The sequence below is a fragment of the Spirosoma arcticum genome (assembly GCF_054779955.1).
In genome coordinates this window covers 1-24,097 of record NZ_BAAGXG010000031.1, presented here as the reverse complement: position 1 = coordinate 24,097, position 24,097 = coordinate 1, and the positions used below count along the sequence as shown (strand labels likewise).

Sequence of the window (24,097 nt, the reverse complement as noted above, 5' to 3'; positions counted from 1 at the left end):
GGTTAAAAAAGTTATAATGAAAATACTTTTAGGCACCGCAATTATTTTTTAACGTGCATGGCTATCTCCCATACCTTCAGGCCCAACACCCCAAGGATTGCTCCCAGGATTATACCCGGCAAAAGGGTACCTAATATGTCAAGCATCTCGAATAAGGAGATTTAATCGTTCCGAGTGAATTTGAAAAACTGTATTCAAAGTCGCTGTCCGGTTATCAATACATGATTGCTTATAGAAAATAGGGCGATTGATGGACCAGATAAACGCCCAACACGGCTGGTCTCACAGCCATACAATCCTGATTGATCGATGAATCGTCAGCGCTTATCGAAAGGAAGAATAAAGCCGTAATGCACCGATTAGACCGGGGCAGATCAACCGCAGAATAAGTACTTCAAAGCGCCAGTGCTTCGATTTATTTACTTGATGAAGTGCTTTACAGGAACCCCATTCACGCCGGTTTTTTCTACCACCAATGACGGTGGATCGGATTGGTCATGCTATCAATTTGGCGAGTCGGTGGTGGTTCATCTGAGGTAAAGCGCAATGATTCTAACTGGTATAATTTCCGTCTACTATGGCTGGCTCTCAATCCGTATGTGTCCACCTGTTCGACCAGGTCGACAAGAATTTCGCTACCCTGTTTCAACAAGATGATGGGCGGAAGGCGAACTAAATGACAACCTACAAACTGCTCGTTCCTTTCGGCACGGCAGCGGGCGATATTGTGGGGTGGATCAAGCAACAGATTGGACCCAACAAAATCCACATCCTGCGGATTGTCGCCCATGGTGACAGTGGAGCATTTTTTCTGGGCAAAGTTTACAATCAGGATAACATCTATGAATGGTGGACTTTACGCGGGTGCTTCGATTCGGCAGCCCGGGTCGAGTTGCATTCCTGCGCCATAGCCAGTGAAGCGACCCTCCATGTGGATCTGCAGCAACCCGGCCGCCGCAAGAAGTTTGGCAAGTATTCAGGCAATCCCAATGGTCAGGGCGTCAAGTTTATGCGCTACCTGGCCTCGGCGGTCAATGCCAAGGTGGTGGCCAGCATCGATGACCATTTTGTGGGCAGCAATCGTTGGGGGATGAATAAGACGGATATCTTTAACCCTGTAACGGTGTATCCCAATGGAACTATTCAAACCCAGGCGCTTAATATATTTACCCCTTAAACCCTTTACCTGTATCTATGTACCCGTGCTGCTGAGGGTGTTTATCGAATCAAATTGTATAAAACGGAATTGTAAATCCACTGTAAATCCATTGGATTTACAATTAGTGAAAATGGAAATCCAATGGATTTACAGTGGGTAGAATTGGAAATACACTGGATTTACAATGGATTTACACTGTATTTCCAATTCTACCTTACACTAATCGACTCAATAAGCACTCACAAGTGTACCACATCCTGTAGCATGCCCATTAAGTGGCTTAAAAACGAACTGATCCAACCTGCAACGAACTAATTAAGTACGTAGCTTACTACCGTATATCTACTCGCGCGCAGGGCGACAGCGGTTTAGGCCTGGAGACTCAGCGGGCATCCGTGGCCGGATTTGTCAAAGGGGTTATTGTGGCAGAGTTTACCGAAGTTGAATTTGGAAAAAACAGCCAACGTATATAACTGGCTGCAGCCATTGATCGAGGTAAGAAAGAGGGGGTAGTGCTGGTGATCGCTAAGTTCGACCACTTAAACCGTAAGGCGTCGTTTACCTTCGCGGTGCGGGATTCGGGCATTACCTTTCAGTGCGTTGATATGCCCCATACAAACACGTTAACCATGGGCATCTTTGCGACGTTGGCTCAACATGAGCGCGAACTAATCAGCGGCCAGCCTGCTGGCAGACTAAGCGTTTTTGTCAGGTGTTTTCGTCGCTAAGGGTAACTATACGTCTTTGGTGTGGATGGAGTAAGTCGCCTGATCGGTAATCTTGCTGTTAATTAACCGTATTTTGACTCGTAGTCCCCTCAGAAGCAGGGTGCCAATACTAATGTACGTATAGGGTCGTTCATTTAACCAAGCATGAAAAGCGCTTTGCTCAGTAGCCGAGAGCGCGGACAAATCCATTTCGTTGACCAGTTCCTGTTCCTTTACCAGACCTGATAGTTGATGAATATCAGCGGTCCGGCGCGTATAGCGGTCAAACAATTCAAGAAACGAAGCCCGATCCGCAGCGGTAGGTACACTCAATTCATGCTTCATAAGGTTCAGGATTGAGTAAGTTAGGTCCGCATTCCTTCGGGCGAAGACTCGCGGATTGAACCGATGAAAGCTCATATAGTACACGATGAGCTTATACGATTAGACGTAAGCTAAGCCTTCACGTCATTTTTTTGGGAAAGAATTTGACAGAGACCAAGCGAAGTGGGGGATATACTGTTGGTTAAATAGCTACGGCACTTTTGCAGATAATGAAGCCCAGCTACACGATGCCAGGCTTTACCATGTGACGAAACAGTCGGTTACCGTCTATATCCCATGCAGTTAGCTGTTTGTCCGCATATTCAAGCTGCTCTATTGCTGTAATAAAAAAGCCCGGCGACGCACCGGGCTTTTTTTAGTGGATTACTCATCCGCAGGCCGGTCCACTACCGGGTCACGGTACTGAGCATTAGTTAGGCTGTAATGGGTTCCTCTACTAAAGTGAGGGAGAGCCTGGGTAAGGTGACTTTTTCCCACCAGTAGCTACGGAAGGAATAGAAACACTTCATCCATTGGTGATAGGTAGTTGGCTTAACGATATAAGAAGCAACGTCAAGGGTATACGACTTGGCAATCTCTTTGGGCTCCTTAGAATGGCTCAGAATAATTAGCGGTATTTGTTGATGCTGGGGATTGTCTTTAATGAGCTTAATTAATGACCAACCATCTTCAGGGCGTGGCAGGTGCAGTTCAAGCAAGATCAGCCACGGAACTTTGCGTTTGCTTAGGGAGGCCTGTTCCAAGTGGGTTACTGCTTGAGCCGCGTTGTTGATCCAGATTGGTTCTACTTCGGGGAAGCACTGGGCCAACACGGAGCGAATGATAAGCCATTGATCAGCATCGTTCTCCACAATTAAGACTGGAATTCGGTCGGCTTTACGTTGTTTGAGGGGAGTTTTTTTAATCATCTTAACCGTGTTATTAGCTCACGTATGATCGTATGACTAATGTTTATTTAATACGTCACCGTTTAATAAACAAATCTTTTATATGGCGATAGGCGTTTATGGCAGTAGAATGCTTGTGCTGAAGAATAAAAACAGAAAAGCCGATCAAGTTGACCGGCTCTTAACGGACCCGCTAAAGGGGTATTGATTAGGTGTATTTAGCGTTCAGGACAGTTCCCACTCCCGGCTTAGTTTCTGGGCCAGCTCTTTCAACTGCTCGTAGGAAAGCGGTTTAGTCAAAAAATGATTGGCACCCAATGCCAACGACCGTCTACGATCCTCCTCGTCGGACGAGGTTGTTAGAATGACCACCGGCAAATCGGCAAAGTCAGGTAGTTGCCGCAATTCGCTTAGGGTATCAAACCCGTTTTTACGGGTCATGTTGACATCCAACAAAATTAGCCGAGGTAGTTGATCGGATTGGGAAAGCTTAGGCAGTAGTTCATCTCCATCATTGAGCGTAAGCACCTTCACCGATGGCTCGCCCTCAAGAAAGGCGGAACCAATGAGCAGTTGATCGTCTTCGTCGTCGTCAACGATCCATACGGTGGGGGTAGTGCGTTTTGTCACAGGATGAAGTAGTGAAGGGAGACAATGATACCGAATTTAGGCCTGATACACAAAAATTTATCTTGCCATCTGTGTATGATAACGCAGACTGAGTAATTAAAAACTATTGGTGGTAACATCGGTTATGGACTACTAAACACCCCATACCTTATCGGATCGGCTTAGATAGCCGATTCCATCTTTGTAAAGCCCGCCAGTCCACGTATGAATTATTCTGTACTCATTGTCGATGACGACGAAGATGACTTCATCTTGCTAAAATCTCACATCAAGCAATGTCATCAACACGTTACCTTGACCTCTGCTGAGAACGGGTTAGAGGCAATCAGAAAACTTATGGATGGCTTACAACCCAACCTGATTTTAGCCGATGCCCATATGCCCCTGATGAATGGCCATGAGCTATTAACTTGGTTAATGGAATCTCGTTCTTACCGGCATATACCGATTGTGATTTGGACCGGTGATTTATCGGATCGGGAGATAACACGCTATTATCAGGCGGGGGCTAACTCAGTAATGATGAAACCAAACGCCCTGCAAGAAATAGAAGTCTTCTGCAAACACTGGTTTGAGTTAGTTCAACTACCTCCTGTTGATGTGGAACCCAGCACCTAAGTATATCTCTGTGGCAGAGCAAACACACAGTGTATCTTGACCCTGACAACTACCAGCCCCGACGCTCGCCGGGGCTTTTTTATGCCATAGTTGTGATATATATAACAAATTTATAATATAGCGCCTTTGTGAGTTAATGCAGACGCGTTATGATTGAGGAAAATGATAAAATACCCGTCGGGTCGATGCTCAAAGCCTCGGCGCACTCCCGGTACCTGATCCCTTTCTTTTCGTTCTACGTGCAGGCGGGATTTCCCAGCGCAGCCGAAAACTACGTCGAGCGCGTCTGCGATTTGAACGACCTGTGCGTGACCAACCCCGAAGCGACCTACTTCGTGCGGGTGGCCTCGGACAGCATGAGCGGGGACCGGATTGAGCCCGGTGACGTGTTGATCGTGGACTGCTCCCGCGAGGTCACCCAAGATAAGATCGCCGTTGTCTGGTTCAACGGGGAACACACGGTCAAGCGTGTCCACTACGCGCCACCGCTGATTGTGTTGATGCCATCGAATCCCAAGTACAACCCCATCTACGTGCATCCCGACGACGAGTTTCGGGTGTTCGGTGTGGTGACGTTTGTTATTCAAAAGCCGCTGTAGATTAACGGTAACTGAGTGAAAGTCACGGAGAAAGATAATTCCAAAAGCCTTACCATGTGTCTTGAAACGTATACATTTGCACTAATTCACTTTTCCAGATACATCATGAAAGCCTTTCTACCTTATCTTTTATTTTTGGCCGTAGCTGGTGGTTTCGCGCTGTCCTGCAACTCTAAATCCGGCAAATCTGTATCATTAGACCCGGCTGAGTTTCGATCATTTAAGGAAACTTCCAGTTCCGGGGCTGACACCAATTCTAAACTGTCTGATGGTATTTACTGCGCTCAGATCATCTACAACTACGGCGATAAACACTTAGCTATGCAGATGGACCTACCAAGCGATCAATATGGTGGCCGGTGGGATACGATCCAGGTTCGACTCCGTGATAATTACATTACAGAGTTCATATTTAATGAAGAAAGTACCTTTCCTATACCGGTTCAGCCTACTGATAAATACTGGCCAGACGGCACCAGATATATGGCTAAAGGCGCAAAGCAGGGTAGTGTCGATCCGTTTTCCGGTATTGCCGTCACTGCCTTCCCGTCCGCTGATGGCCAGTACATCATATCCTACGTTGTAACCCTGTTTGGGTCAGCCAACAAGTGTCGCACTTCAAAAAGGCATACTCCTACATTGGCTGAAAACATGGCCGCCAATGACAGTATGATTGCAGTGTCATTACGTTATCGTCAGAAGCAGGAAGCCGAACAACAACAGGCGGCTGCGCAGTATCGCCAACGGGACAAGCAGGAAGCTGATGCATACAAACAGGACATGGAATACCGCAAAAACTTCTCTGATGGAATGATCAAAGAGAACAATGAGTTGCAAAAGCGCCAAAGTGATAGTCCATATTAACTGTTTGTTAGATCATGCTGGGCCTTGTCGACTGTAATAATTTCTACGTGAGTTGTCAGCGCAGCTTCGACCCGTTGCTGATGGGCCAAGCGGTAGTGGTGCTCTCCAATAACGACGGGTGCGTCATTGCTCGCTCCAACGAGGCTAAGGTACTGGGCATCAAAATGGGTATACCGTACTTCCAGTTGGAAGAGTTACGCCAGCATCACGACATCAAGATTTTCAGCAGTAACTATACGCTCTACGGCGATATGAGCGCCCGAGTAATGGGTATCCTGGGCCGGTTTGTTGAAGAGGTTGAGGTATACAGCATTGATGAAGCGTTCTTGAATCTGAACGGCTACGGTTCTGTCTACCCTGATCTGGCGGTGTTCGCCCGCGACCTGCGCCGGACGGTAGGGCAGTGGACGCGCATACCCGTCTCGGTGGGTATCGCCCCGACGAAAACACTTTGTAAGGTCGCCAATTGGTACGCCAAACATCAGACGGAGCACGAGGGGGTGCTACTGCTCGACACACCCGAAAAGATTGCAGGTGCCTTAGATGGGTTTGATGTGGCTGATTTGTGGGGCATTGGGTGGCGGTATACCGGAATGCTCAAGCGCAACGGCATCCGCACGGCTACGCAGTTCCGGAACTTGCCCGATGACTGGATCAATCAACACCTCACCGTGAACGGACTCCGGTTAGCCTACGAGTTGAGGGGCACACCCTGCCGGATGCTGGAAGTAGAGCCAAAACCCAAGAAAGCCATCTGCACCGCTCCCAGCTTTGGACGAGGGGTTCCTGATCTGGATACGATCACCCAGGCCCTGACTACGCATGTGGGCAGGGCGGCTGAGAAGCTCAGAAAACAGGATTCAGCGGCCGGGTCGCTGACGGTATTCCTGCACACCAACCGGTTTAAGCGGTCAATGAATGGTGAACTGGCTAAGCAGTACTATAACAGCCGGAGTGTCGAATTGCCCCACCCCACCGCCAGTAACAGCGAGCTTTCCCGCTACGCCAGCGAACTGCTCCGTTCAATTTTCAAGTTTGGCTACGACTATCAGAAGGTGGGCGTGATCCTAACGGGATTAGTGCCCAGTGGCCACCGGCAGGGCGGTATCTTTACCAGCGGTCCCGACGAGCGGCTAATCACGCTCTCGAAAGTCATGGACAAAGTAAATCACCGATACGGACGTGATAAGCTCCGGGTAGCCGGAGCGGGCTACGATCCCACCTGGCACCACAAACAACAGTGGATGTCACCCTGCTATACTACGCGCTGGAAAGATATTCTCGTTGCCCATTGAGATAAAATACCCCCGTCAGCAGGCAGTTACATCTGGCTCTCTCAGCCATAATCGGGCTGGTCAACTGACGATGGCTTACCTTCACCAGATGAGAAACGTTGTCTTTCTATTTGGACTTGTGTTAGCCGGTTGCGCCGGAGCGAAACAACCAGTGCCAACGGCCAACTATGGGGGCGTACTGCCCACTCGCGGTGGACAGGTAACTTACCACTCAGCCGTAGCCCGATCAGTCACCTCCTCCGCAGCCGCCGACAGTCGTACCCGTTCCTGGGTAAAATCAGTCGCTCAGGTGCTGACTTTGACCGAACAAAACCCCATCCGAAAGAAGACAGACTTAGTGTACCTGGCAAGCCTATCCGCCCGGCAGGTGCCTACCGCCAACGGCGACTTGGCCACTTTGCCTCCGCTTCAGTTCTTTCTTACGGTTGATAATCAGGGTGACAGCAGTCAGGTATGGGTGAGTAACTTCGAGGTAGCTGACAAGCCAGGCCAGTGGGAGCCGCTCGAAAAGCGAAGGCCGGGTAAAGATGGGCAGATAGCAACGCTGTGGCTATCGGACGTTGATGCAATGGTGAGCGAGATGATTCATGCGCTAATCACTTACATTAATCAGTAATTCGCACAAATCAGGCAGAAACTGCCCCGCCTGTACGGTCACCAGAATCGGTGCCACTGTACCTATCACCGCACGAAACACGCGTTTACGTTGGGCTAATAATTAGTTGATCTTACCCGGTCTGGTTAACTTGCACCACACCGTTGGTAGTTAATTCTTCGCCTGATTACCGCTATTCTACCAGCCCGATTTATGCCTTCGTCTCACCTCGACTTCCAACAGGCTAAAGCCAATCATTTACTGTTTAAGAGCCGCTTACGGGCCATCCTCTACGACGAAACGCCGGAGGCCGAAGCGACCGTGACATCCCAGTATGCCTGCGCGGTTGGTAAATGGATTTATGGCCACGCCCTGATTACCTACGAGGGTATCCCTGAAGTCCATACACTGGAAGAAGTCCATGCCGCCATCCATACCATTGCCCGTGAACTGGTTGCTCGCTATCAACAAGGTCAAGTCGGGGAAGCCCGTCAGGGACTGGTTCGTGTGGAGCAACTGGCCGACGAGTTGATTCACTTACTTGACGTGGTGGAGAGTAAGGTGACGACTACCGATGCTGTACCACCCCTCCACGCTGAGACGATTCAGCAGAGTGCTGACAACCTGTTGAATTTACTGCACAAAAACCAGCAACTCGATGCCAAGATCAGAAACCAGTCTATAGAATTGGCCCAGAAGGAGCTAATTTTCAACACGATAATGGCGGTCTCGCCGGTCGCCTTGTGGATGTCTGATGCCCAGGGAGATATTACTTACCTCAATCAAGCCTGGATTGACTGGACGGGTAAACCCTTCGAGACTCACTTGGGCGGAGGATGGCTTGATTCCATTGTCGAGGAAGATCGAAGTCGGGCCAGTCAACAATTTACCACGGACTTAGCCGCCCAACGGCCCTACGCCATTGATTTCCGAATCCGGCGGCAGAATGGTGCGGCCCTGTGGTGCGCGGTAACGGGTCAGCCCTGGTACACCTCTGAGGGCCTATTCGGCGGGTATGTCGGTTCGGGGACTGATGTGACTGAGTACCGGAATGCCGAACAACTCCTGCGCCAGAAAACGGAGAATGAACGGCAGATACTGCACGACTTCTTTATGCAGGCACCAGCGGCTCATTGTATTCTGCGCGGCCCTAACCATAGCTACGAGTTAGTCAATCCCGGTTATAAGGAATTGGTCGGCCAGCGGAACCTGTTGGGTAAATCAGTCCGCGAGGCCCACCCGGAAGTAGAAGGTCAAGGTTTCTTTGAACTCCTGGATCAGGTGTTTTCTACGGGTGAAGCGTTTATTGGCCGGGAGGTCCCCTTTTCCCTGGATAAAGGGCAGGGAGTTCATCAGGATGCGTACGTTAACTTTATCTATCAACCCATCGACAACCAGCAAGGCGAAACGGATGGTATTTTAGTGTTTGCCTATGAGGTGACCGAGCAGGTGGTAGCTCGCAGAACACTGCAAGAGAGTAAAGATCAGTTGGCCTTTGCTATTGAAGCGGCCGAACTGGGTTCTTGGGATTACAATCTGTTGACAGGCACGGCTCAGTGGTCAGCTACCTGTAAGCAATTGTTTGGCCTATCCCCTGATGCCCCTGTTACGTCCAGTCAATTGCTGGAACGGGTGCACCCGGCTGACAAAGATTGGGTTCGTCAAGCGAATGCCAAAGCGCTGAGTCCACACAGTGACGAGCCTCACGACATCATTTTTCGTACCCTACGTGAGGATAGCGGGGAGCGGTGGGTGCGGGCCAAGGGAAAGTCGGTTTTTAACGAGCAAGGTCAGATTGCTCGCTTTTCGGGCATTATCTTCGACATCACCGAATTGAGACAGAGCCAAGAAGCGTTGCAGCAAAATACTAAGTTGCTCGAAGAGCGGGTGCAGCAGCGCACCCAGCAACTTAGTGAGCGAAACGGGGACCTGCAACGCTCGAATCAAAACCTGGAGCAATTTGCCTATGTCGCTTCGCACGACTTGCAGGAGCCGCTGCGCAAGGTGCAGCAATTCGGCGATCTGCTAAAAAACCAGTATGCTGATGGGTTGGGAGAAGGGGTTGCCTACCTGGAACGGATGCAGTTGGCGGCTGGCCGGATGTCGGTACTGATTAAAGACCTGCTCAGCTTTTCGCGCATCGCTACCGGGCAGGACAACCATGCCGCTGTCTCTCTCGATCAAATCCTACAGACGGCGGTTACCGATCTGGACCTTCGTATTCAGGAAACGGGGGCGGAGGTGGCGGCTGCTCCGCTACCAACCGTGCAAGGCGACAGCTCGCAGTTGGGTCAGATGTTCCAGAATTTATTAAATAATGCCTTGAAGTTTCGCCGGGTTGACACCCCTCCCCTGATTCGGGTCACTACTCAAACCGTGTTGGTCCACGACCTGCCCCCTACGGTGAAACCGACTCGTGCGGCCGTGAGCTACCATCGCATTGACGTAATGGATAACGGTATTGGCTTCGATCAAAAGTATGTGGACCGCATTTTTCAAGTCTTTCAGCGGCTGCATGGTAAGGGTGAGTATGCGGGTACGGGCATCGGACTGGCCATTTGCGAGAAGGTGGTAACTAACCACGGTGGGGCTATCACGGCGAGGAGTGAACTCGGGCAAGGTGCTACCTTCAGCGTTTATTTGCCGGTCGACAATTGATAATCCGCTTTGCGAAGACTAAAAATCGCCAGCCCCAGCGAGACCGGCGATTTGGCAATTTCGTAACTTGGTGGAAGAAGCTACCCGCCGTTGCGGACCGTTCCTGCGGTTTGAGACATCAGCAAGCGGTTCAGGTCACGAATCCCAAAAGACCAGTAGGCTTTTTAACTGGCTGCCGATAATCACTCCACAAGTAGCAACGATCAGCAATAACCATAGACGACGTATCTGTTTATTTCGGGAGGAGAGGTCGCTATATTTTTTCACAATGGTCTAAATAGCTGGTAATGGTAGGGTTGACAAAGCGTGTTCGCTGGCATCGTACCTGGTGATAGGCAATTCTATTGTTTAATCATTTATATAAATATATAATTAATCACTTCTGTTCCTCTACCGATAATATCAATACGAATCCCAAGTAGATGCGGTGTCTGCTGATAATTGGTCGAGAACTCATATCAATGTTTGGATAAGTAAGCTTCTAAGGCTTCAATGCCGACCTGCTTGATTGTCTTACGGCTCCTAATGGCGTGGATTTTTAGCTGTTCCATCAACTCCTCGGGGACCCAAAAATTAATATGTGCTTCCCCTTTTTTAATAATACTCTCAGCTTTAACCTTTTCCGAGACGACGGGCGGCTGTTCTACCGGCCGCACTTCCTGAATGGGCGTCTTGGGTATCTCGGTCTTGAGCATTGCGCCCAACTTTTTGCGGTTGTCCTGATAATTGTTACCCATATCTATTAATCGATGGTGTATACTCTTGAAAATTCTTACTCGAATTCTTCGTACTTACGTCAGACGTTCAAGTATCTCAGTGGCCAGGTTAACGACTTCATCCTTCGCCCGCTGGTCTTCTCCACCGAATACGCTGTTTGTCATAGGCGAGCGGGTGTAACTTACCCGCTGGCTGATCGTGGCCAGGTGCATTGGTATTGAATAGTCAGATAGAATTTCCTTTACCTCCTCATTAAGACTCGTCCGAGGCATTACCATGTTCAGAACAATGCCCGCTCTAAGTGCTGGTTTAAGTTCCATACTTTGGCGCAGCAGGGCTATTGTTGCCCGGATGGCCATTGCATCCAGAATACCCGCCTTCGTCGGCACCAGCACGTAATCTGACAAGGAGAAGAGCTCAGCCAACCGGCTTGAAAGGTAGGGGGGCGTATCAATGACAATCAGGTCATAGCCGTTGAGTTTACCAGACAGTAAACTGTCTAGGTCCATGATATCAACGCCAGATAAAAACGCTTTGAGATCTGAAATCGAACCTTGTAAATCGGCATCGACGATAGCCACCTTTGAATCTTCGGCAAAGCAGTAGGCCAAGTTAACGGCGAGGGTAGTCTTTCCGACTCCTCCCTTTTGATGAGCAACGGTTATTACTTTCATAAGCTGGCAAATTACGTAGCGTGGGGGAGTATTTATATAAGTCAATAATTATATAAAATATCATTTATATAATTATATAATATTCTTGTGCTCATACGTAGGGGTTAAACAGAGTTATGATAACCTACCGCAGTTTTGTATACTTCCTTCATATAATGGTACTTTCTTTGTATGATTGTTCCCGCATCATATATCAATCTTCCTTCTATGGATTTCAAGGACCAGATTAAACAATTGGCGGAGCGAGTTGCTCGCCTTAAAGATTCTATTCTCACCGAGGAAGCTACCAAGAATGCTTTTATAATGCCGTTCCTAAACGCGCTGGGGTATGACGTATTTAATCCCTTTGAGGTAGTTCCGGAGTTCGTTTCCGATATCGGTACTAAGAAAGGGGAGAAAGTTGACTACGCTATCATGCGCGAGACAAATGGGCAACTTGAGCCATGTATGTTGATTGAATGTAAACACTGGAAACAGGCGCTTACGCTTCATGATAACCAACTACTGCGTTACTTCCACGTAACAAAGGCAAGGTTCGGCGTGCTGACCAATGGTGTAGTGTATCAATTCTTTACCGATTTGGAAGCGCCAAATAAGATGGATGCGACGCCGTTTCTGGAAATCAACATGACTGATTTACGGGATAATCAGATCGAGGAATTAAAGAAGTTTCACAAATCATATTTCGACGTTGAAGGCATCCTATCAACCGCCAGTGATCTGAAGTACACCAACCAGATTAAGTCCATTATCCAGACAGAGTTAACAACCCCATCGGAAGCATTTGTTCGGCATTTTGCCAAGCAGGTATTTACTGGCCAAATGACCGGGCAACGATTAGAATATTTTGCGGGGCTGGTCAAGAAGTCTTTTCAACATACGTTCTCTGACCAATTCACCGACCGGCTAAAAACAGCACTCACCAAAGAGCAGGATGAACCAATATCCGCCGGCACCGAAGTTGCGCCAACTCTTGAGAAGAGAGAAACAACAACGGTAACAACTGGGGAAGAGTTAGAGGGCTTTTACATTGTGCGCTCAATCCTAAGAATCCAAGTCGATGCTGGTCGCATTGTTCACCGGGATGCTCAGACCTACTTTGCTATTCTGCTCGACGATAACAATCGTAAAACCATCTGCCGCCTTCACTTCAACGGAACAAAGAAGTTTATCGGCATCATGGACGAGAGTAAACGGGAGACTCGGCATGAGTTGCAATCGCTGGATGACATCTACAAATTTGATGAGCAGATCAAGCAAACCCTTGCCGGTCTGATCGCACCAGGTGTTAAGGCTGAATAGAATAATTATTTAACTCTGCGCTATTGAGTAGCGAAACGGGGCACAGCGTTTAGGAGTTACTATGCCTTACGGGTTGCGTAATCTCGTATCGAATCAGCAACATGTGAAACGGCTAACTTGATCAGCCCGCAGGATTACGCCGATCAAGTTAGCTGGTCCGTTCGGTGACTGCAGACTATGATTCTGCATCACGTAGCCTGATTGCTCTCTATTGAACCACTGTTTAAAGAGTTCACTGCGGCCGATTTGCTTACCGCCTATAGAGCTATAATTGAAGACTATAATTAAATCAGACTCTGCTTCCAGAAGCTCGAAAAGTGCAGTCTTAATGGTTGTCTCGATGCGCTGATCGGAAAGAGCTACACCCTCAGGAGGCTTAATCTTCCGGGAGAAACCAATATAAACTGACAGCGAGGCAAGAGAGGCTCCTGGAAAAAAATCACCTCCATCACCAAGATAAATCTCGTAGAGAGAGCCGTTATACGTGGTGAATTGGAAGCCGTTCGGTGTCTCTACGAGCGGATATGGCTTTAGGTTTGACGAACTTGAAGTTAGCCGGTTTTTTGGATTCATCGCCCGTCGAAAGGTATTCTTCGATCTTCCTCTTGGTGTCGGTGACGCGCTGAGCAAACTCGTCAGATACCTGAATGATTACCGTTTCCATAGCTCAGCCTATTTGAGTTGGGAATGTGTTTATCAGCAAATAATTGAATATTTATTTTTACCGTTCCAGATCAGTTTCGGATGACCCTGATCATTGAGTCACATAAACAATCGAACAGGCGCATTTACCCAATCGATCCAATGTAGAGAAGGGCTGTAGTAAACACGATAACTCGGCTTAATCATTTATATAAATATATAAATGATTAAGCCGAGTTATAAAGCACGGCACCAAGTAAGAGGATATCTAATTATGGAGTTATTACATTGTACTATATTATCAATCATATCAATTGTGAATCGTCTGAGACGCTAAAGATTACCACAAGCATGACGCTCTACGAATTCAATGCCCTTTCCGATCAGGATCAACAGACTGCCGTTTGGGAGCAAAGCAACTTCATGGTCAGTTGCCGGGATGGTCGGGACTATTTGAATCTATACGCCATTGACCGATTCTTTGTGGAAATGCGCTACAATCCCGATCTTAATGAGATTACCCACTGTCGGGCTTTCAGTAGTGTCAGGGCCCTGGAACCGTACCTGTTTTTGGTAACGCTGCCTGATTTCTCCAGCTGTGACCCAGACAAAACGTAGTAGATAGCATTCGGGATGTCAATCCCCATAAAGATACTGTTTGCGTGGTGAAAGCTACGCGATGGTGTGGATAGAAGTAGAAAGCCCTGGCCAGATTGGCTAGGGCTTTTTTGTTGGTTAATTGAGCAGCCCCCCGTCAGAAAGCTACTTGTTTACCTCTTGAAGAGGTTGGTTCTGTATTCTGTCCTGGATTGTTGGCCGACCAGAAACGTCCCAAAACCATTTTTGTCCATATTTAACTCGACATACTTTTTATTTAATATATCAGTGCGCAGGCCCTGCATTTCAAAAATCATCTCCCGTAACTCCATAGCATTGACTCCGCCACCTTGGTCGGCCATAATGTTAGCGGGGATGGTCATTACTGAATCAACTGCCCACCCCGCCGGATTAAGTAGTTGAGGAAACTGCATAGCGAACTTGTCATAAAAACTGACCTTGTCCACCAGCTGATCATTGGTGAGGGACCTCCCCCCAATGGCTAAGTTATCAGCCGTAGGTAGTATGCGCTCACCTTCGTTAGCCAGTACCGGAATCGTATCAACACCGCCGGGATTACCTCCCAGTTCCAGATAAGGCGTACCCTTGAAGAACCGCTGTCCGGTTTTGGGTACGTAGCCATCGGCGTAGGCTACCTGCTGCCGGTTGCCCGCTGCGTCGTAGTAGTCAATCACCTTACCCGTTGCGTTATACGTCAACTGCATCGGATTGCCGTCTTTATCAAACGCTTGTGTGACTGGTTGCCCGGTGTTAACGTCGCGGGGTTGAGTGGGTGTTGCTGTGCTGTTACCAGCCCCCGTTGTAATTCCGTAGGCTTGGAAGAACTGTGCGGGCGTTAGGCTGGTATCGGTCAGGATGATTTGGGTGGTCGAGAAGTACAACCCCTGAATATCATTGATTGATCCCTGTATCTGACTGGTTGCTGCATCAATCCTGCCCGCGTTGAACCCATTTTTCTTACTATTCAACACCGCAATCTCCGCCTGAAGTTCAGCTACCTTTTGGGCTTTGAAGGCGTTAAAGGACGCTTGTTCAGCTAATAGCTTTTGATGCTGATAGTCAAGGTTGGCCTTTTTCTTCTCCTGAGCGGCCTGCGCTTCCTGCACCATGATCTGCTGCTGAATAGCCGATATCTGATTGGCTGAATCTTTCTCTAAATTATTTACGGTTTCTTTTTCGACAGCTTTCACCTCCTGATTGGCTAAACTGACGGCCTTCGTTTTGTTGCCGATGGCATCTGAGTACTCAGCATGCTTTTCGGAAATGAGCAAGTCAAAGGCTACTTTGATACGGGCTAGTTCCTCGGCCGATGCACCGGATTCGGTAGCCCGCTGAATTTCCCGCGCTTTGGCCGCTTCAAGGAATGCGATCTCTCTAGCCTCCCCCTGGGCCAGTAGTTGCGCCCGGTACACATCATCCTGCTGTAATCGTAGTTGCTTATCGGAATAAAACTGCTCGTTAGCGGCTTTCTGAATTGCCAGCGTCTCGTTAAGCTTGGCAATTTCAGCGTCTTTGGCATCCTTGAACGCCTTTAATTCTGAATCAATCCGGGCAATACTTTCATCGTATAATTTCTGGGCTTCCTGGCGGTTGAAATTCGCAAGGTCAATGATTAACTGCTGCTCAGCGATAACCCGATTCTTTTGAGCATTAACAATATCCTGAATGTGATCCTTAATCTTGGTGCTGGTTTTTGCCGACGATTCAGCCAGCTCCTGATTATAGGCCAACTGTATATCTATCCGGCCCCGGTCCTCAATTAACGTACGCTCGGTAGCGTAGTAGCCCTTAATCAACCGTTCACGTTCCGCAAAATTTTCCCCTGCGTCCTGTAATTGTTGATCTAAGTTTGCCTTGTTACTCTCAGATATAGAATCATACAGGCTATTGTAGGCTTCGCGGGTTCTAGCAAGCCCATCGGCAATGGCTTTGTAGCTTTCGGCCATCATACCGTTGAAGGCAGCGGCAATAGCATTAGCTATCTGGTAGACAGTGGCGAAGATACCCAAGGCTGCCGAGGCAGATAGGGCTTTGGTTTCCTCCAGCTTCGCATTAGCGGCTGCTGAATTAGCCTGTGCTTCAGCAATGGCCGCTGCACTCTTAGCCGTTCCATCATCAAGCATCAGTAGGTTAGACGCCATCGCGTCGTACCACGCCTTTTGCCCACTGGCCAGCCCGACCGCCTTTCCGCTCAACGCATCCCAGTTCGACCCTACGGATATAACCGCCTGGCTAATTTGCCCCAATAAGCCAAATTCCTTACTCAAGAAGTCACCCAGAAACGTAAGCGCTTCCTGCCGACTCTTTTTCTCAATCTCTAATGATTTTTTCGTTGATTCGGCGGTTTCCTCCCTCGCTTTCTTAATCTGCTTTTCTGCCTCCTGTATCTCTTTTAGCTTCTCTTGGGTGGTTTCTTTGGTAAGCCCTAAAACGGCCACATTGTACTGCTGTTCGTCTTTTAGATACTGCGCATGGGCATCCCGATAAGCCTGGGAGAGCACGCCCTTTTCGGCCCGAACATCTTCAAGTTTTTTCAGGGAGACATTTTGCTGTAGCCTCAACTCTTCAACCGCCTGAACCTTTAGCTCGTCTCCAACTTTGGTACCGTATTCCTTGAAGAGGGCCAACCGCTCGTCGAAGGTTTGGACGGCATTGAGTTTGTCCAGAATCTTCTGGGCTTCGAGTTGCTGTACTTTGAGTACGGCTATCTTATCCTCGGTTTCACGGGCTTTTTTGAGGTAATTTTCAAACTTGATCTCTTCAGCCTCTTTTTCCAGTACCTCTCTAATGGCTTGGTACTTGGTCTGAATAGCAAGTAGTTTTTTCTCGCCATCCTCACGCAGCCCGGCTATTTGCTCATTCGATATTTTGCGGCTGACAGTTACTTTATTGATGTGCTCTTTCTCGGCCTCCTCCTGCGCATTCAACGACTTGAGCCGCTCTTCAACCGTTTCAGCGTACACTCCTCTTGTCAAAGCCGCTAATTCTTTGGCCGTGAAAAGCGATATAGTCTTCTTTTTATCTTCATGACCCTGAAGTTGTACAAGTTCTGTTTTCTGCTCTGCCCCCTTTATACCTAACAGGTGGTCTTGGTAGCGCTTCTCCTCAACGGCCATCTTGTTATTGAACTCAGCCTTATCTTTTGCACTACCATCGTTGGCATCCTTAAGCTGAGCAATAACCGCCTTGTGACGCGTTTCCTCTAACGCCAGCAATTCGGCGTTAGATTTCTCCTGTAAGCCCTTCACACGCCCGTCACTGGCAACCTTTTCTTTTTCGTAATTGACATTTCCAGCGACCACCCGTTTCAGGGCGTCCTCCATGCCGAAGCCCATCCCGTCGAAAAGCTGCTTAAACTGTTGCACCCCGTTGCCCGAAAATTTATCCATCTGGTCGGTGGATTGTTTCAGGGCCGACAATAGCTTGGCGGGGTCACCACCAATCTTTACAATAAACTCTTTACCCAAACGCTCTTCGGCTATCTGCATCACCTTACCTTCCAGTTCAACAACTTTCTTGAACTGGTCTTCAATCAACTCGGTTTTATAGGCTTCTTTGGCCAAGGCAATCCGGGTTTTGTATGACCCGTTGACTTGGTCAAGCATCTGTTTTAGAATGCCATTATTAGTGTGTTCGGCACTCAAGCCCGCGAAGTAATCAGGATACTTATTGATTAAGTCCTGCATCGCATCTTTGCGCTTTTTATCGCTCTCTCCGAGTTTCGTTACGCCCTCAACGGCCAACTGCACATCTTTCTGCTCTTTCTGCAAGGCGATCTGATGTTCACCAATGGCAGAGGTCACCTCTTCGGAGGCCGTTTTATAGGCCATGTACGCTGTGTACGCCACACCCAGAATGGCAACCAGCGGCCCCATCGATGTCCACGAAAGCCGCGCGGCTGCCGCTGCCCGAACCTGAGCGGCTGTGAATCCCTCCGTTGAGCCAGCCGCTGTAATCATCACCAGGTTGTAGGTGCCAACCACTAAACCACTGGCGACAATAGCCGCGTTTTTGACCACCATAACAGCCGCCAATGCACCCTCTTTTATGGCGGTGGCATTGCTTACAAGTTGGTAGGTAGTGAAGGCCGAAACTAACGTTGTGATGAGGTTTACACTACGCTGAATAGCGGAGTTACTGCCAGCCATAGCCGTAATCAGTTCGCCCATGTAGCGAGAACCGGACCGGATTTGACTCTCGAAGAAATCTCCGATTTTCCCCTTAGCGACAAAAAAGGCATCACCTACGTTGGAGACCTGCCCCCCGACGGTTTTGCTCATGTTCACCATCATATCGGCGAACCGCCCACCTGCTGCGTTGGCGACCTCAAAGGCTTTCTTTACGTCAGCCGCCATGATGGTATGGTCAGCCGCCATTTTTTGTACCTCGGCCTTTGTCTTACCCATCGACTCGGCCAAAAGTCCGTAAATATCTATACCGGCCTCAATGAGCTGCTTCGTTTCGGCACCCATCAGCCTACCCATGTTCATAATCTGACCATAGGCAAGCGTGATTTGAGGTAGCTTCTCTTTACCTACTGCTGCGGCTGCATTGCCCAGATTGGTAATGGTAGGGATGAGGTCTTCGGTGGCAATGTTGTAGGCCTTAAGCTTCGTTGTTTGCTCAACGACCTCCTCCAGGGTATAAGGTGTTTTTTTGGCAAGCTCAACCAATTGGGCATACAAATCGGCCGACGCCTTCTTGCTGCCCAGCATAGTATCCAGACTGACCTTAAATGAATCAATCTTCGTTTTGGTATCAATAATTTCCTGACCAAACGACTTGATTTCATAGATGGTGAAGGCCGCTGCCAGTAAAGAAGTGAAGTTGCGAACGGACTGGCCTACCTGATCGTATTGAGCGTTGACGGCTTTTAGGGCGTCGGCTTGCTCCCTGGCCGACGCCTTCGACTCATTGGCGGCTGCTCTGGCAGCGGCTGTCGATGCTTTCTGGGCAGCTTCCTGCTTTTTGTATTCGTCGGTTTGTGCCCGAACTGCGGCCCCTTCATCGGCAATAGCCTGCCGGATGGATTGCGCTGACTGCTTTACTGCCTGAGATAGCTCTTGTTGTAATTCAACCAGCCGGTCGAACTGCTGAATTGTTGTCGGTAACTCAGAGATTGCCTCTATTCGTAACCGTACGTTTTCCTCCCTGACAGACATGGATTGTCATAGCAGTAGGTACGAAAGGGTTGGGTACTCGAAAGGGTTGGGGGTACTCTGAAAGGGTTCGTAGGCCGACGGGGAGTCAGCATAGGCTACCGGGGAGGTAACTGAGGTAAAAATACGATTAATCTTGATAGTAAGGCGTACGAACACCACTACAGTCACCTATATAAAAGCAATTGCATTCGCTCTTGTCGGGCTACATAAAACCAATGTAAGTGGTTGAGTGTAGTTCTGTACAGAATTACACATACTATAATTATGTAATGTGCTTTACATGCTCTATCTTTGTACAAGTCAATAGCACAAACGGAACTTAGCAACTAACAGACTCGAGCAAATGGAAGCATCAACCCATGTTTACGCATTACAAGACGCGCGTAAAAGCCTATCCGACATTATCGGAAAGGCAGTCTTTGCCAACGAAACTTCAATAATTACCCGTTCAGGAAAGAATGCAGCAGTAGTCATATCCTATAATGACTACGAACGTTTCCGTCTATTGGAAGACCAATTTGACGGAGAATTAGCGACCCAACGTCTTGCTAAAGGTGGCAAACGCTACTCAGCAGACGAAGTAAAGGCTGAATTAGGCCTTTAGCCGTCCGAGCCGATAGTACCAGGTACTATCGGCTTATTAAATTTAACTCCCAAAACAATGGAATCACCAGGTAGTGCCTATGCTGTTGAATACGACGAAGCTGCGCTTCGCGACTTGAAGAAACTGCCCAAGAAGGCACAAGGACAAATAATAGAACTGGCGGACGATTTAGCCAAAAACCCACGACCTGAAGGCGTGGAATCACTCAAACAGTTTAAAGGATTGTACCGCGTACGTGTAGGTAGCTACCGCGTGGTTTACTCCATAGAAGACGGTAACAAGGTGGTCATTATTGCAGCCATCGGAGATCGTAAAGACATTTACAAGCTCACGGAACGACGCTTTACCTAAGCACCCTTTCATACAAGGCCTGAACGTTTAAAACGCCCCAACTGGAAACCAGTTAGGGCGTTTTTGTGTAGGATCTGGACGTATGGGTGTAGGAGCGCTCACAACCTGTAAGCGGCAATCAGACGCATTTCAATGTCGCGGGATTCTACTCGACGACTAACCAAATAGTCACGTACAGAATCGGCACAGTATTTCTTGGTACTGCCAATGTTGGTAGTCTCAAATGTGCCCGCCTTCGTTAGTCGCCACAGCGTTGCTCCGCTTACTCCCAGTGCCCGCATGGCTTGCTGTCGACTCAGCAACCGTTCTCCCATCAGTAGCGTTTTGATGATGTTTAATTCCCTTTCCAGTTGATCAATTCGGGTCAGGGCTTGCTGATGTTCTTCGGTAGTGACTAAGTCAAGGGTCATCCTGTTGGCAGATTAAATGTGATAGTTGCCCAGACGGTGTAAGATTAGACTCGCAACCCGCGGGACTGACCTGGTGTAGATTTTATCTACACCAGCTTTTAGTCGGTCAGCTTCCCGGGGTTTCCATCTTCCTACTTCAGCTCAAGGCTAACGATGGCATACAACTTATCAAGTAGGCCGTGCTTTTCGAGCGCATCTAAGTGAGTTGCTCCCGGGGCATGGTACATCTTTCTGACATCAATGCCGTTCTGTACCAGTAATCGCTTAAACAGATAGTGCCAGGTCTCCTCCAGATTGTATTGACGGGAGCTGCAATACTCATCGACATGATTGACAATCCCCTGCCTAAGTGCTGAGTCGGTAACCTTTAGTTCTGGTACCTGTACATCGGCCTGCTGAATGGGGTTCAGGCTGGCTTTAATCTGATTGACCTGCTGAGTGAGTGAGCGGAGTTGCTGCTGCTGATCGTCCATCACCTTGAGTTGATTGAATAGGATCTTCTCGTAATCAGGCGTAGTTGGGGCCTGGCCCGCCAACTGCTTACGGGCTGCGGCAAACGACTTGACCAGTGTCGTCTTGAATTTAACGACGCGCTCTGAGTTGCGGCTTAGCGTACCCACGAACAGCGCCTGATCCTCGGTGAGGTAGACCATCACGGCCCGTTGATTACCTCCGCCCGTTTCAAAGGGTCGCGTTTCAAACGCGACCCTGCCAAATCCTTCTTCAATGGCATCCTTGTGGGTGCGGATGGTCTCCAGCAAGTTCTTGTGCTGAATGCCTAACCCTTCCGCAAAAACTACACTACTAATGGTCAGGATTTCACCGGCTGCCTGAATCGGCACCAGTTGAATACTTTGCTGTGGTTCCATTAACTGGCAACATAGACGTATGTACGAAAGGGTTATGTTCGTGCGGTTCTCGCCACTAACGTAAAGTTAACGATTAGGCGACGCGGATAAAGGGTGTATCGGCAATACGACTGTAGCCTGGCATGTCCCGCTGCTCGACGGGCCGCAGTAGATCGGCAGGAAACTCGGAGAGTAAGCGTTTAGGCCGCGTCTTTCGGTAGGGCGTTAACTCCTTGGCTGACTTCTGGCCCATTGCCACGATGGTCGCTTCCTCCGATAGGTTCAGCTCATTGATACACCAGTCACAGAATGTTTTGCGGGCGGTGTGTGAGGTGATGCGCTTATCAATGCCCAGGGTGAGCATGATCTGGCGAAGCAGTGGATTATAGTTGCCCAACTTTGGCAGAGGCATGACGGGGCCGCTGTAGCGATCAATCAACTCCCAAACCACCTCTGAGATTGGAATACAGTACTCGGTACCGGTCTTCATTCGGCTTCCTACCAAACAATGCTGGCCATGGACTACCTGCATTGAGTTGGCCGTTATGGCCTTCATGTCCTGATAAGCTAAACCAGTATGGCAGGCAAAGACGAAGCAATCAGCGGCAATGCGCAGGGCTGGAGTCAAAGTCGCCTGCCGAATCATGGCCACCTCTGACTGTTCCAGACATTCCAGGTTCGGGGTTTTGTCAACCCGAACCCGCACGTACAGCAGTGGATTGGAACGGATGATCTCGTGTTCGGATGCCCACAGCAGCAGCGTCTTGACGACCTGACACGTCTTATCGGCACTCCGGGATGAGTTGCCACGCTCACCAATTAGGTAGGTACGGTAGCGTTTAAGCATGCCCGCTGAGAAGTCTTCAGCGGGTTTGTCGGTCGTCTTCTCGTGCTTAAGGAAGGCCAGTAGGGGCCGAAACTTAAAACGGTAAGTATCCACCGTCGAGGCTTTTGTACCAATGGATATCCGCTCTTTTAGAAACAGATCCATTAGGTCAGGCATCGAGGGCAGCATACGGCCGTTGCAAAGTAGTGATGCCTTCACTCCCATAGCAGTCATCTTCACGTCAAATCCTTCGTGCTGCTGGTACAACTTGTTTAGCTTCCGTTCACACTCAACGATGGCTTCGTTAACTTGGCGGGCGTGGGGGCTGGCTGGCTTAACTCTGGCCTTACCAATGTCCCAGTGTTCACCAGCAATCTTGAGTGATTTGGGTAACTCAAGCCCAGAAATGGTAGTGACGGCACCCAGCGTAAGTCGTTTCTTGTTGACTGTTACCCGAACGTAGACGGCACCGGATTTGGGGTCAACCAGAGACTTACGTAGAAAGAAATTGATGGCGAGGTAATTAAGCACGGTTCACCTCCTTTTCGTATTCATAGAGTATGGTCGAAACCTCGCTACCCATATACTCAATCAATGTGTTGAGATTCTTAAGCTTCTCAAGCGTTGCCCCCACTGCACCGTATTCTAATGCTCCTTTTAGATCGACAGGATCGAAACCGCGCCCTTCGGAATAAGCCAGCAAATCATGCTCTAACTCTTTCATGGCGCTCTTTTGACTGACAACCAGCGCATCAAAGATTATATCGTACTCCGTGGGGCCGCGCTCTTCAGCCTTCGTGCTGATCTCAAGCGAGAAAAAGGTTTTGACTGACGAGCGGGGGGCGGTGGTGGTGGCCGGTTGCTCAATAGGCGTTGCGCCAGACTCGGAAGAGCCGTACTTTTGTCCTGTACACATTTTGACTGATAAGGTTAGATTGTGATACATCGCCCGTACTGAACAGCTTCCCGGCCACAGTACGGGTTTTTCCTTTTTCAATTCAGCCTATACTTCACCGGGCAACCCGCTTGGGGTACTGTGCGGCTTTTCTATTCCTCATTGTTCAGCCAAAATACGGTAAATAAACAGTAATAAGCAAATTTAATAAATGTTTATTTACCGTTTCATAGATAGGTCTATGTATAATACACCTTACTATCGTAATTTAGTGCTGTAAAAAGACAGTATCAATGGAAGAGTTAACAGTAAGCGAACGTTTGCAGGCCTATTTTGCTGGTAGAAGCCTATCTATGGCGCAGGTGTCCCGCGAAACGGGCATTCAGTATGACACTTTGCAGCAGATATTATACGGAAGAGTCAAATCGATGGGCATTGATAAGTTTACGGCCATCTGGCAAACCTATCCAGACATTGATGGCTGGTATGTACTGACTGGCTTACCGTCGCTACGGGATCGGCAACAAGTTGCCGCATTGACGACGGTTGAGCAATTGATAGCACTGAAGACTGAGATTATCCAATCAATTGACAGTCGGATTCAGCAACTAGGCAGGTAAATACCACTTGCTCCCCTTTCCAACCGGTTTAATGGCTATCCAGGGCGTATAGCCGTTGGGCGGAGGAGTAT

The 24,097-nt window shown here is 48.8% G+C and carries 23 protein-coding genes; 12 read left to right on the top strand and 11 right to left on the bottom strand.

Annotated features, from left to right (window positions below; translation table 11 throughout):
- The first annotated feature begins 676 nt into the window (after positions 1–676).
- On the top strand, positions 677–1,177 hold the full coding sequence (locus tag ACYVHB_RS31615) for a hypothetical protein (protein ID WP_461056043.1): 501 nt from the start codon (positions 677–679) through the stop codon (positions 1,175–1,177).
- Positions 1,178–1,893: 716 nt separating this feature from the next.
- On the opposite strand, the gene ACYVHB_RS31610 is transcribed toward ACYVHB_RS31615, so the two are convergent.
- The 3 genes from ACYVHB_RS31610 to ACYVHB_RS31600 all read right to left on the bottom strand — a co-directional run bounded on the left by ACYVHB_RS31610 (position 1,894) and on the right by ACYVHB_RS31600 (position 3,728).
- The gene (locus tag ACYVHB_RS31610) at positions 1,894–2,211 is read right to left on the bottom strand and encodes a hypothetical protein (protein WP_461056042.1); all 318 of its coding nucleotides are present in this window, start codon (positions 2,209–2,211) and stop codon (positions 1,894–1,896) included.
- 413 nt (positions 2,212–2,624) lie between these two features.
- Positions 2,625–3,119 carry a response regulator gene (locus ACYVHB_RS31605; protein ID WP_461056041.1) on the bottom strand — a complete coding sequence of 165 codons (495 nt, stop codon included), beginning with the start codon at positions 3,117–3,119 and terminating at the stop codon, positions 2,625–2,627.
- Positions 3,120–3,323: 204 nt separating this feature from the next.
- Positions 3,324–3,728 (bottom strand): response regulator, encoded by a 405-nt coding sequence (locus ACYVHB_RS31600; protein WP_461056040.1) that lies wholly within the window; start codon positions 3,726–3,728, stop codon positions 3,324–3,326.
- Between the two features lie 204 nt (positions 3,729–3,932).
- Between ACYVHB_RS31600 and ACYVHB_RS31595 the strand changes: the two genes are divergently transcribed.
- The 6 genes from ACYVHB_RS31595 to ACYVHB_RS31570 all read left to right on the top strand — a co-directional run bounded on the left by ACYVHB_RS31595 (position 3,933) and on the right by ACYVHB_RS31570 (position 10,357).
- Complete coding sequence (locus tag ACYVHB_RS31595; protein ID WP_461056039.1) at positions 3,933–4,346, top strand: response regulator; 414 nt, start codon at positions 3,933–3,935, stop codon at positions 4,344–4,346.
- 149 nt (positions 4,347–4,495) lie between these two features.
- Positions 4,496–4,945, top strand: a complete 450-nt coding sequence (locus ACYVHB_RS31590; RefSeq protein WP_461056038.1) for a LexA family protein — start codon at positions 4,496–4,498, stop codon at positions 4,943–4,945.
- Positions 4,946–5,050: 105 nt separating this feature from the next.
- Positions 5,051–5,809 carry a hypothetical protein gene (locus ACYVHB_RS31585; protein WP_461056037.1) on the top strand — a complete coding sequence of 253 codons (759 nt, stop codon included), beginning with the start codon at positions 5,051–5,053 and terminating at the stop codon, positions 5,807–5,809.
- A gap of 14 nt (positions 5,810–5,823) precedes the next feature.
- Positions 5,824–7,104 (top strand): Y-family DNA polymerase, encoded by a 1,281-nt coding sequence (locus tag ACYVHB_RS31580; RefSeq protein ID WP_461056036.1) that lies wholly within the window; start codon positions 5,824–5,826, stop codon positions 7,102–7,104.
- Between the two features lie 70 nt (positions 7,105–7,174).
- A complete protein-coding gene (locus ACYVHB_RS31575; RefSeq protein WP_461056035.1) occupies positions 7,175–7,720 on the top strand; it encodes a hypothetical protein in 546 nt (181 codons plus the stop codon).
- A gap of 192 nt (positions 7,721–7,912) precedes the next feature.
- Positions 7,913–10,357: a PAS domain S-box protein gene (locus tag ACYVHB_RS31570; RefSeq protein WP_461056034.1), complete on the top strand. Its 2,445-nt coding sequence runs from the start codon at positions 7,913–7,915 to the stop codon at positions 10,355–10,357.
- A gap of 458 nt (positions 10,358–10,815) precedes the next feature.
- On the opposite strand, the gene ACYVHB_RS31565 is transcribed toward ACYVHB_RS31570, so the two are convergent.
- Together ACYVHB_RS31565 and ACYVHB_RS31560 are read right to left on the bottom strand one after the other, a co-directional pair.
- Positions 10,816–11,094 (bottom strand): hypothetical protein, encoded by a 279-nt coding sequence (locus ACYVHB_RS31565; protein WP_461056033.1) that lies wholly within the window; start codon positions 11,092–11,094, stop codon positions 10,816–10,818.
- Between the two features lie 54 nt (positions 11,095–11,148).
- A complete protein-coding gene (locus tag ACYVHB_RS31560) occupies positions 11,149–11,748 on the bottom strand; it encodes an AAA family ATPase (protein ID WP_461056032.1) in 600 nt (199 codons plus the stop codon).
- 207 nt (positions 11,749–11,955) lie between these two features.
- On the opposite strand from ACYVHB_RS31560, the gene ACYVHB_RS31555 reads away from it, so the two are divergent.
- A complete protein-coding gene (locus ACYVHB_RS31555) occupies positions 11,956–13,050 on the top strand; it encodes a type I restriction endonuclease (protein ID WP_461056031.1) in 1,095 nt (364 codons plus the stop codon).
- Between the two features lie 478 nt (positions 13,051–13,528).
- Here the strand turns inward: ACYVHB_RS31555 and ACYVHB_RS31550 are convergent, their stop codons facing one another.
- Complete coding sequence (locus tag ACYVHB_RS31550; protein WP_461056030.1) at positions 13,529–13,714, bottom strand: hypothetical protein; 186 nt, start codon at positions 13,712–13,714, stop codon at positions 13,529–13,531.
- A gap of 329 nt (positions 13,715–14,043) precedes the next feature.
- Here ACYVHB_RS31550 and ACYVHB_RS31545 point away from each other — a divergent pair, with 329 nt between their 5' ends.
- Entirely contained in the window at positions 14,044–14,310 is a 267-nt protein-coding gene (locus tag ACYVHB_RS31545; RefSeq protein ID WP_461056029.1) for a hypothetical protein, read from the top strand.
- Positions 14,311–14,462: 152 nt separating this feature from the next.
- On the opposite strand, the gene ACYVHB_RS31540 is transcribed toward ACYVHB_RS31545, so the two are convergent.
- Positions 14,463–19,472: a tape measure protein gene (locus ACYVHB_RS31540; protein WP_461056028.1), complete on the bottom strand. Its 5,010-nt coding sequence runs from the start codon at positions 19,470–19,472 to the stop codon at positions 14,463–14,465.
- A 343-nt stretch (positions 19,473–19,815) separates the two neighbouring features.
- Here ACYVHB_RS31540 and ACYVHB_RS31535 point away from each other — a divergent pair, with 343 nt between their 5' ends.
- Both ACYVHB_RS31535 and ACYVHB_RS31530 read left to right on the top strand, forming a co-directional pair.
- Positions 19,816–20,076, top strand: a complete 261-nt coding sequence (locus ACYVHB_RS31535) for a type II toxin-antitoxin system Phd/YefM family antitoxin (protein WP_461056027.1) — start codon at positions 19,816–19,818, stop codon at positions 20,074–20,076.
- A gap of 57 nt (positions 20,077–20,133) precedes the next feature.
- Complete coding sequence (locus ACYVHB_RS31530) at positions 20,134–20,427, top strand: type II toxin-antitoxin system RelE family toxin (protein ID WP_461056026.1); 294 nt, start codon at positions 20,134–20,136, stop codon at positions 20,425–20,427.
- 98 nt (positions 20,428–20,525) lie between these two features.
- Here the strand turns inward: ACYVHB_RS31530 and ACYVHB_RS31525 are convergent, their stop codons facing one another.
- The 4 genes from ACYVHB_RS31525 to ACYVHB_RS31510 all read right to left on the bottom strand — a co-directional run bounded on the left by ACYVHB_RS31525 (position 20,526) and on the right by ACYVHB_RS31510 (position 23,508).
- Entirely contained in the window at positions 20,526–20,837 is a 312-nt protein-coding gene (locus ACYVHB_RS31525) for a helix-turn-helix transcriptional regulator (RefSeq protein WP_461056025.1), read from the bottom strand.
- 131 nt (positions 20,838–20,968) lie between these two features.
- Positions 20,969–21,706: a Rha family transcriptional regulator gene (locus ACYVHB_RS31520; protein WP_461056024.1), complete on the bottom strand. Its 738-nt coding sequence runs from the start codon at positions 21,704–21,706 to the stop codon at positions 20,969–20,971.
- A gap of 73 nt (positions 21,707–21,779) precedes the next feature.
- Positions 21,780–23,042 carry a phage integrase SAM-like domain-containing protein gene (locus tag ACYVHB_RS31515; protein ID WP_461056023.1) on the bottom strand — a complete coding sequence of 421 codons (1,263 nt, stop codon included), beginning with the start codon at positions 23,040–23,042 and terminating at the stop codon, positions 21,780–21,782.
- On the bottom strand, positions 23,035–23,508 hold the full coding sequence (locus tag ACYVHB_RS31510; RefSeq protein WP_461056022.1) for a hypothetical protein: 474 nt from the start codon (positions 23,506–23,508) through the stop codon (positions 23,035–23,037). Before ACYVHB_RS31510 ends, ACYVHB_RS31515 begins: the two co-directional genes overlap by 8 nt.
- A gap of 191 nt (positions 23,509–23,699) precedes the next feature.
- Between ACYVHB_RS31510 and ACYVHB_RS31505 the strand changes: the two genes are divergently transcribed.
- Positions 23,700–24,026, top strand: a complete 327-nt coding sequence (locus ACYVHB_RS31505) for a hypothetical protein (protein WP_461056021.1) — start codon at positions 23,700–23,702, stop codon at positions 24,024–24,026.
- Positions 24,027–24,097 lie beyond the last annotated feature (71 nt).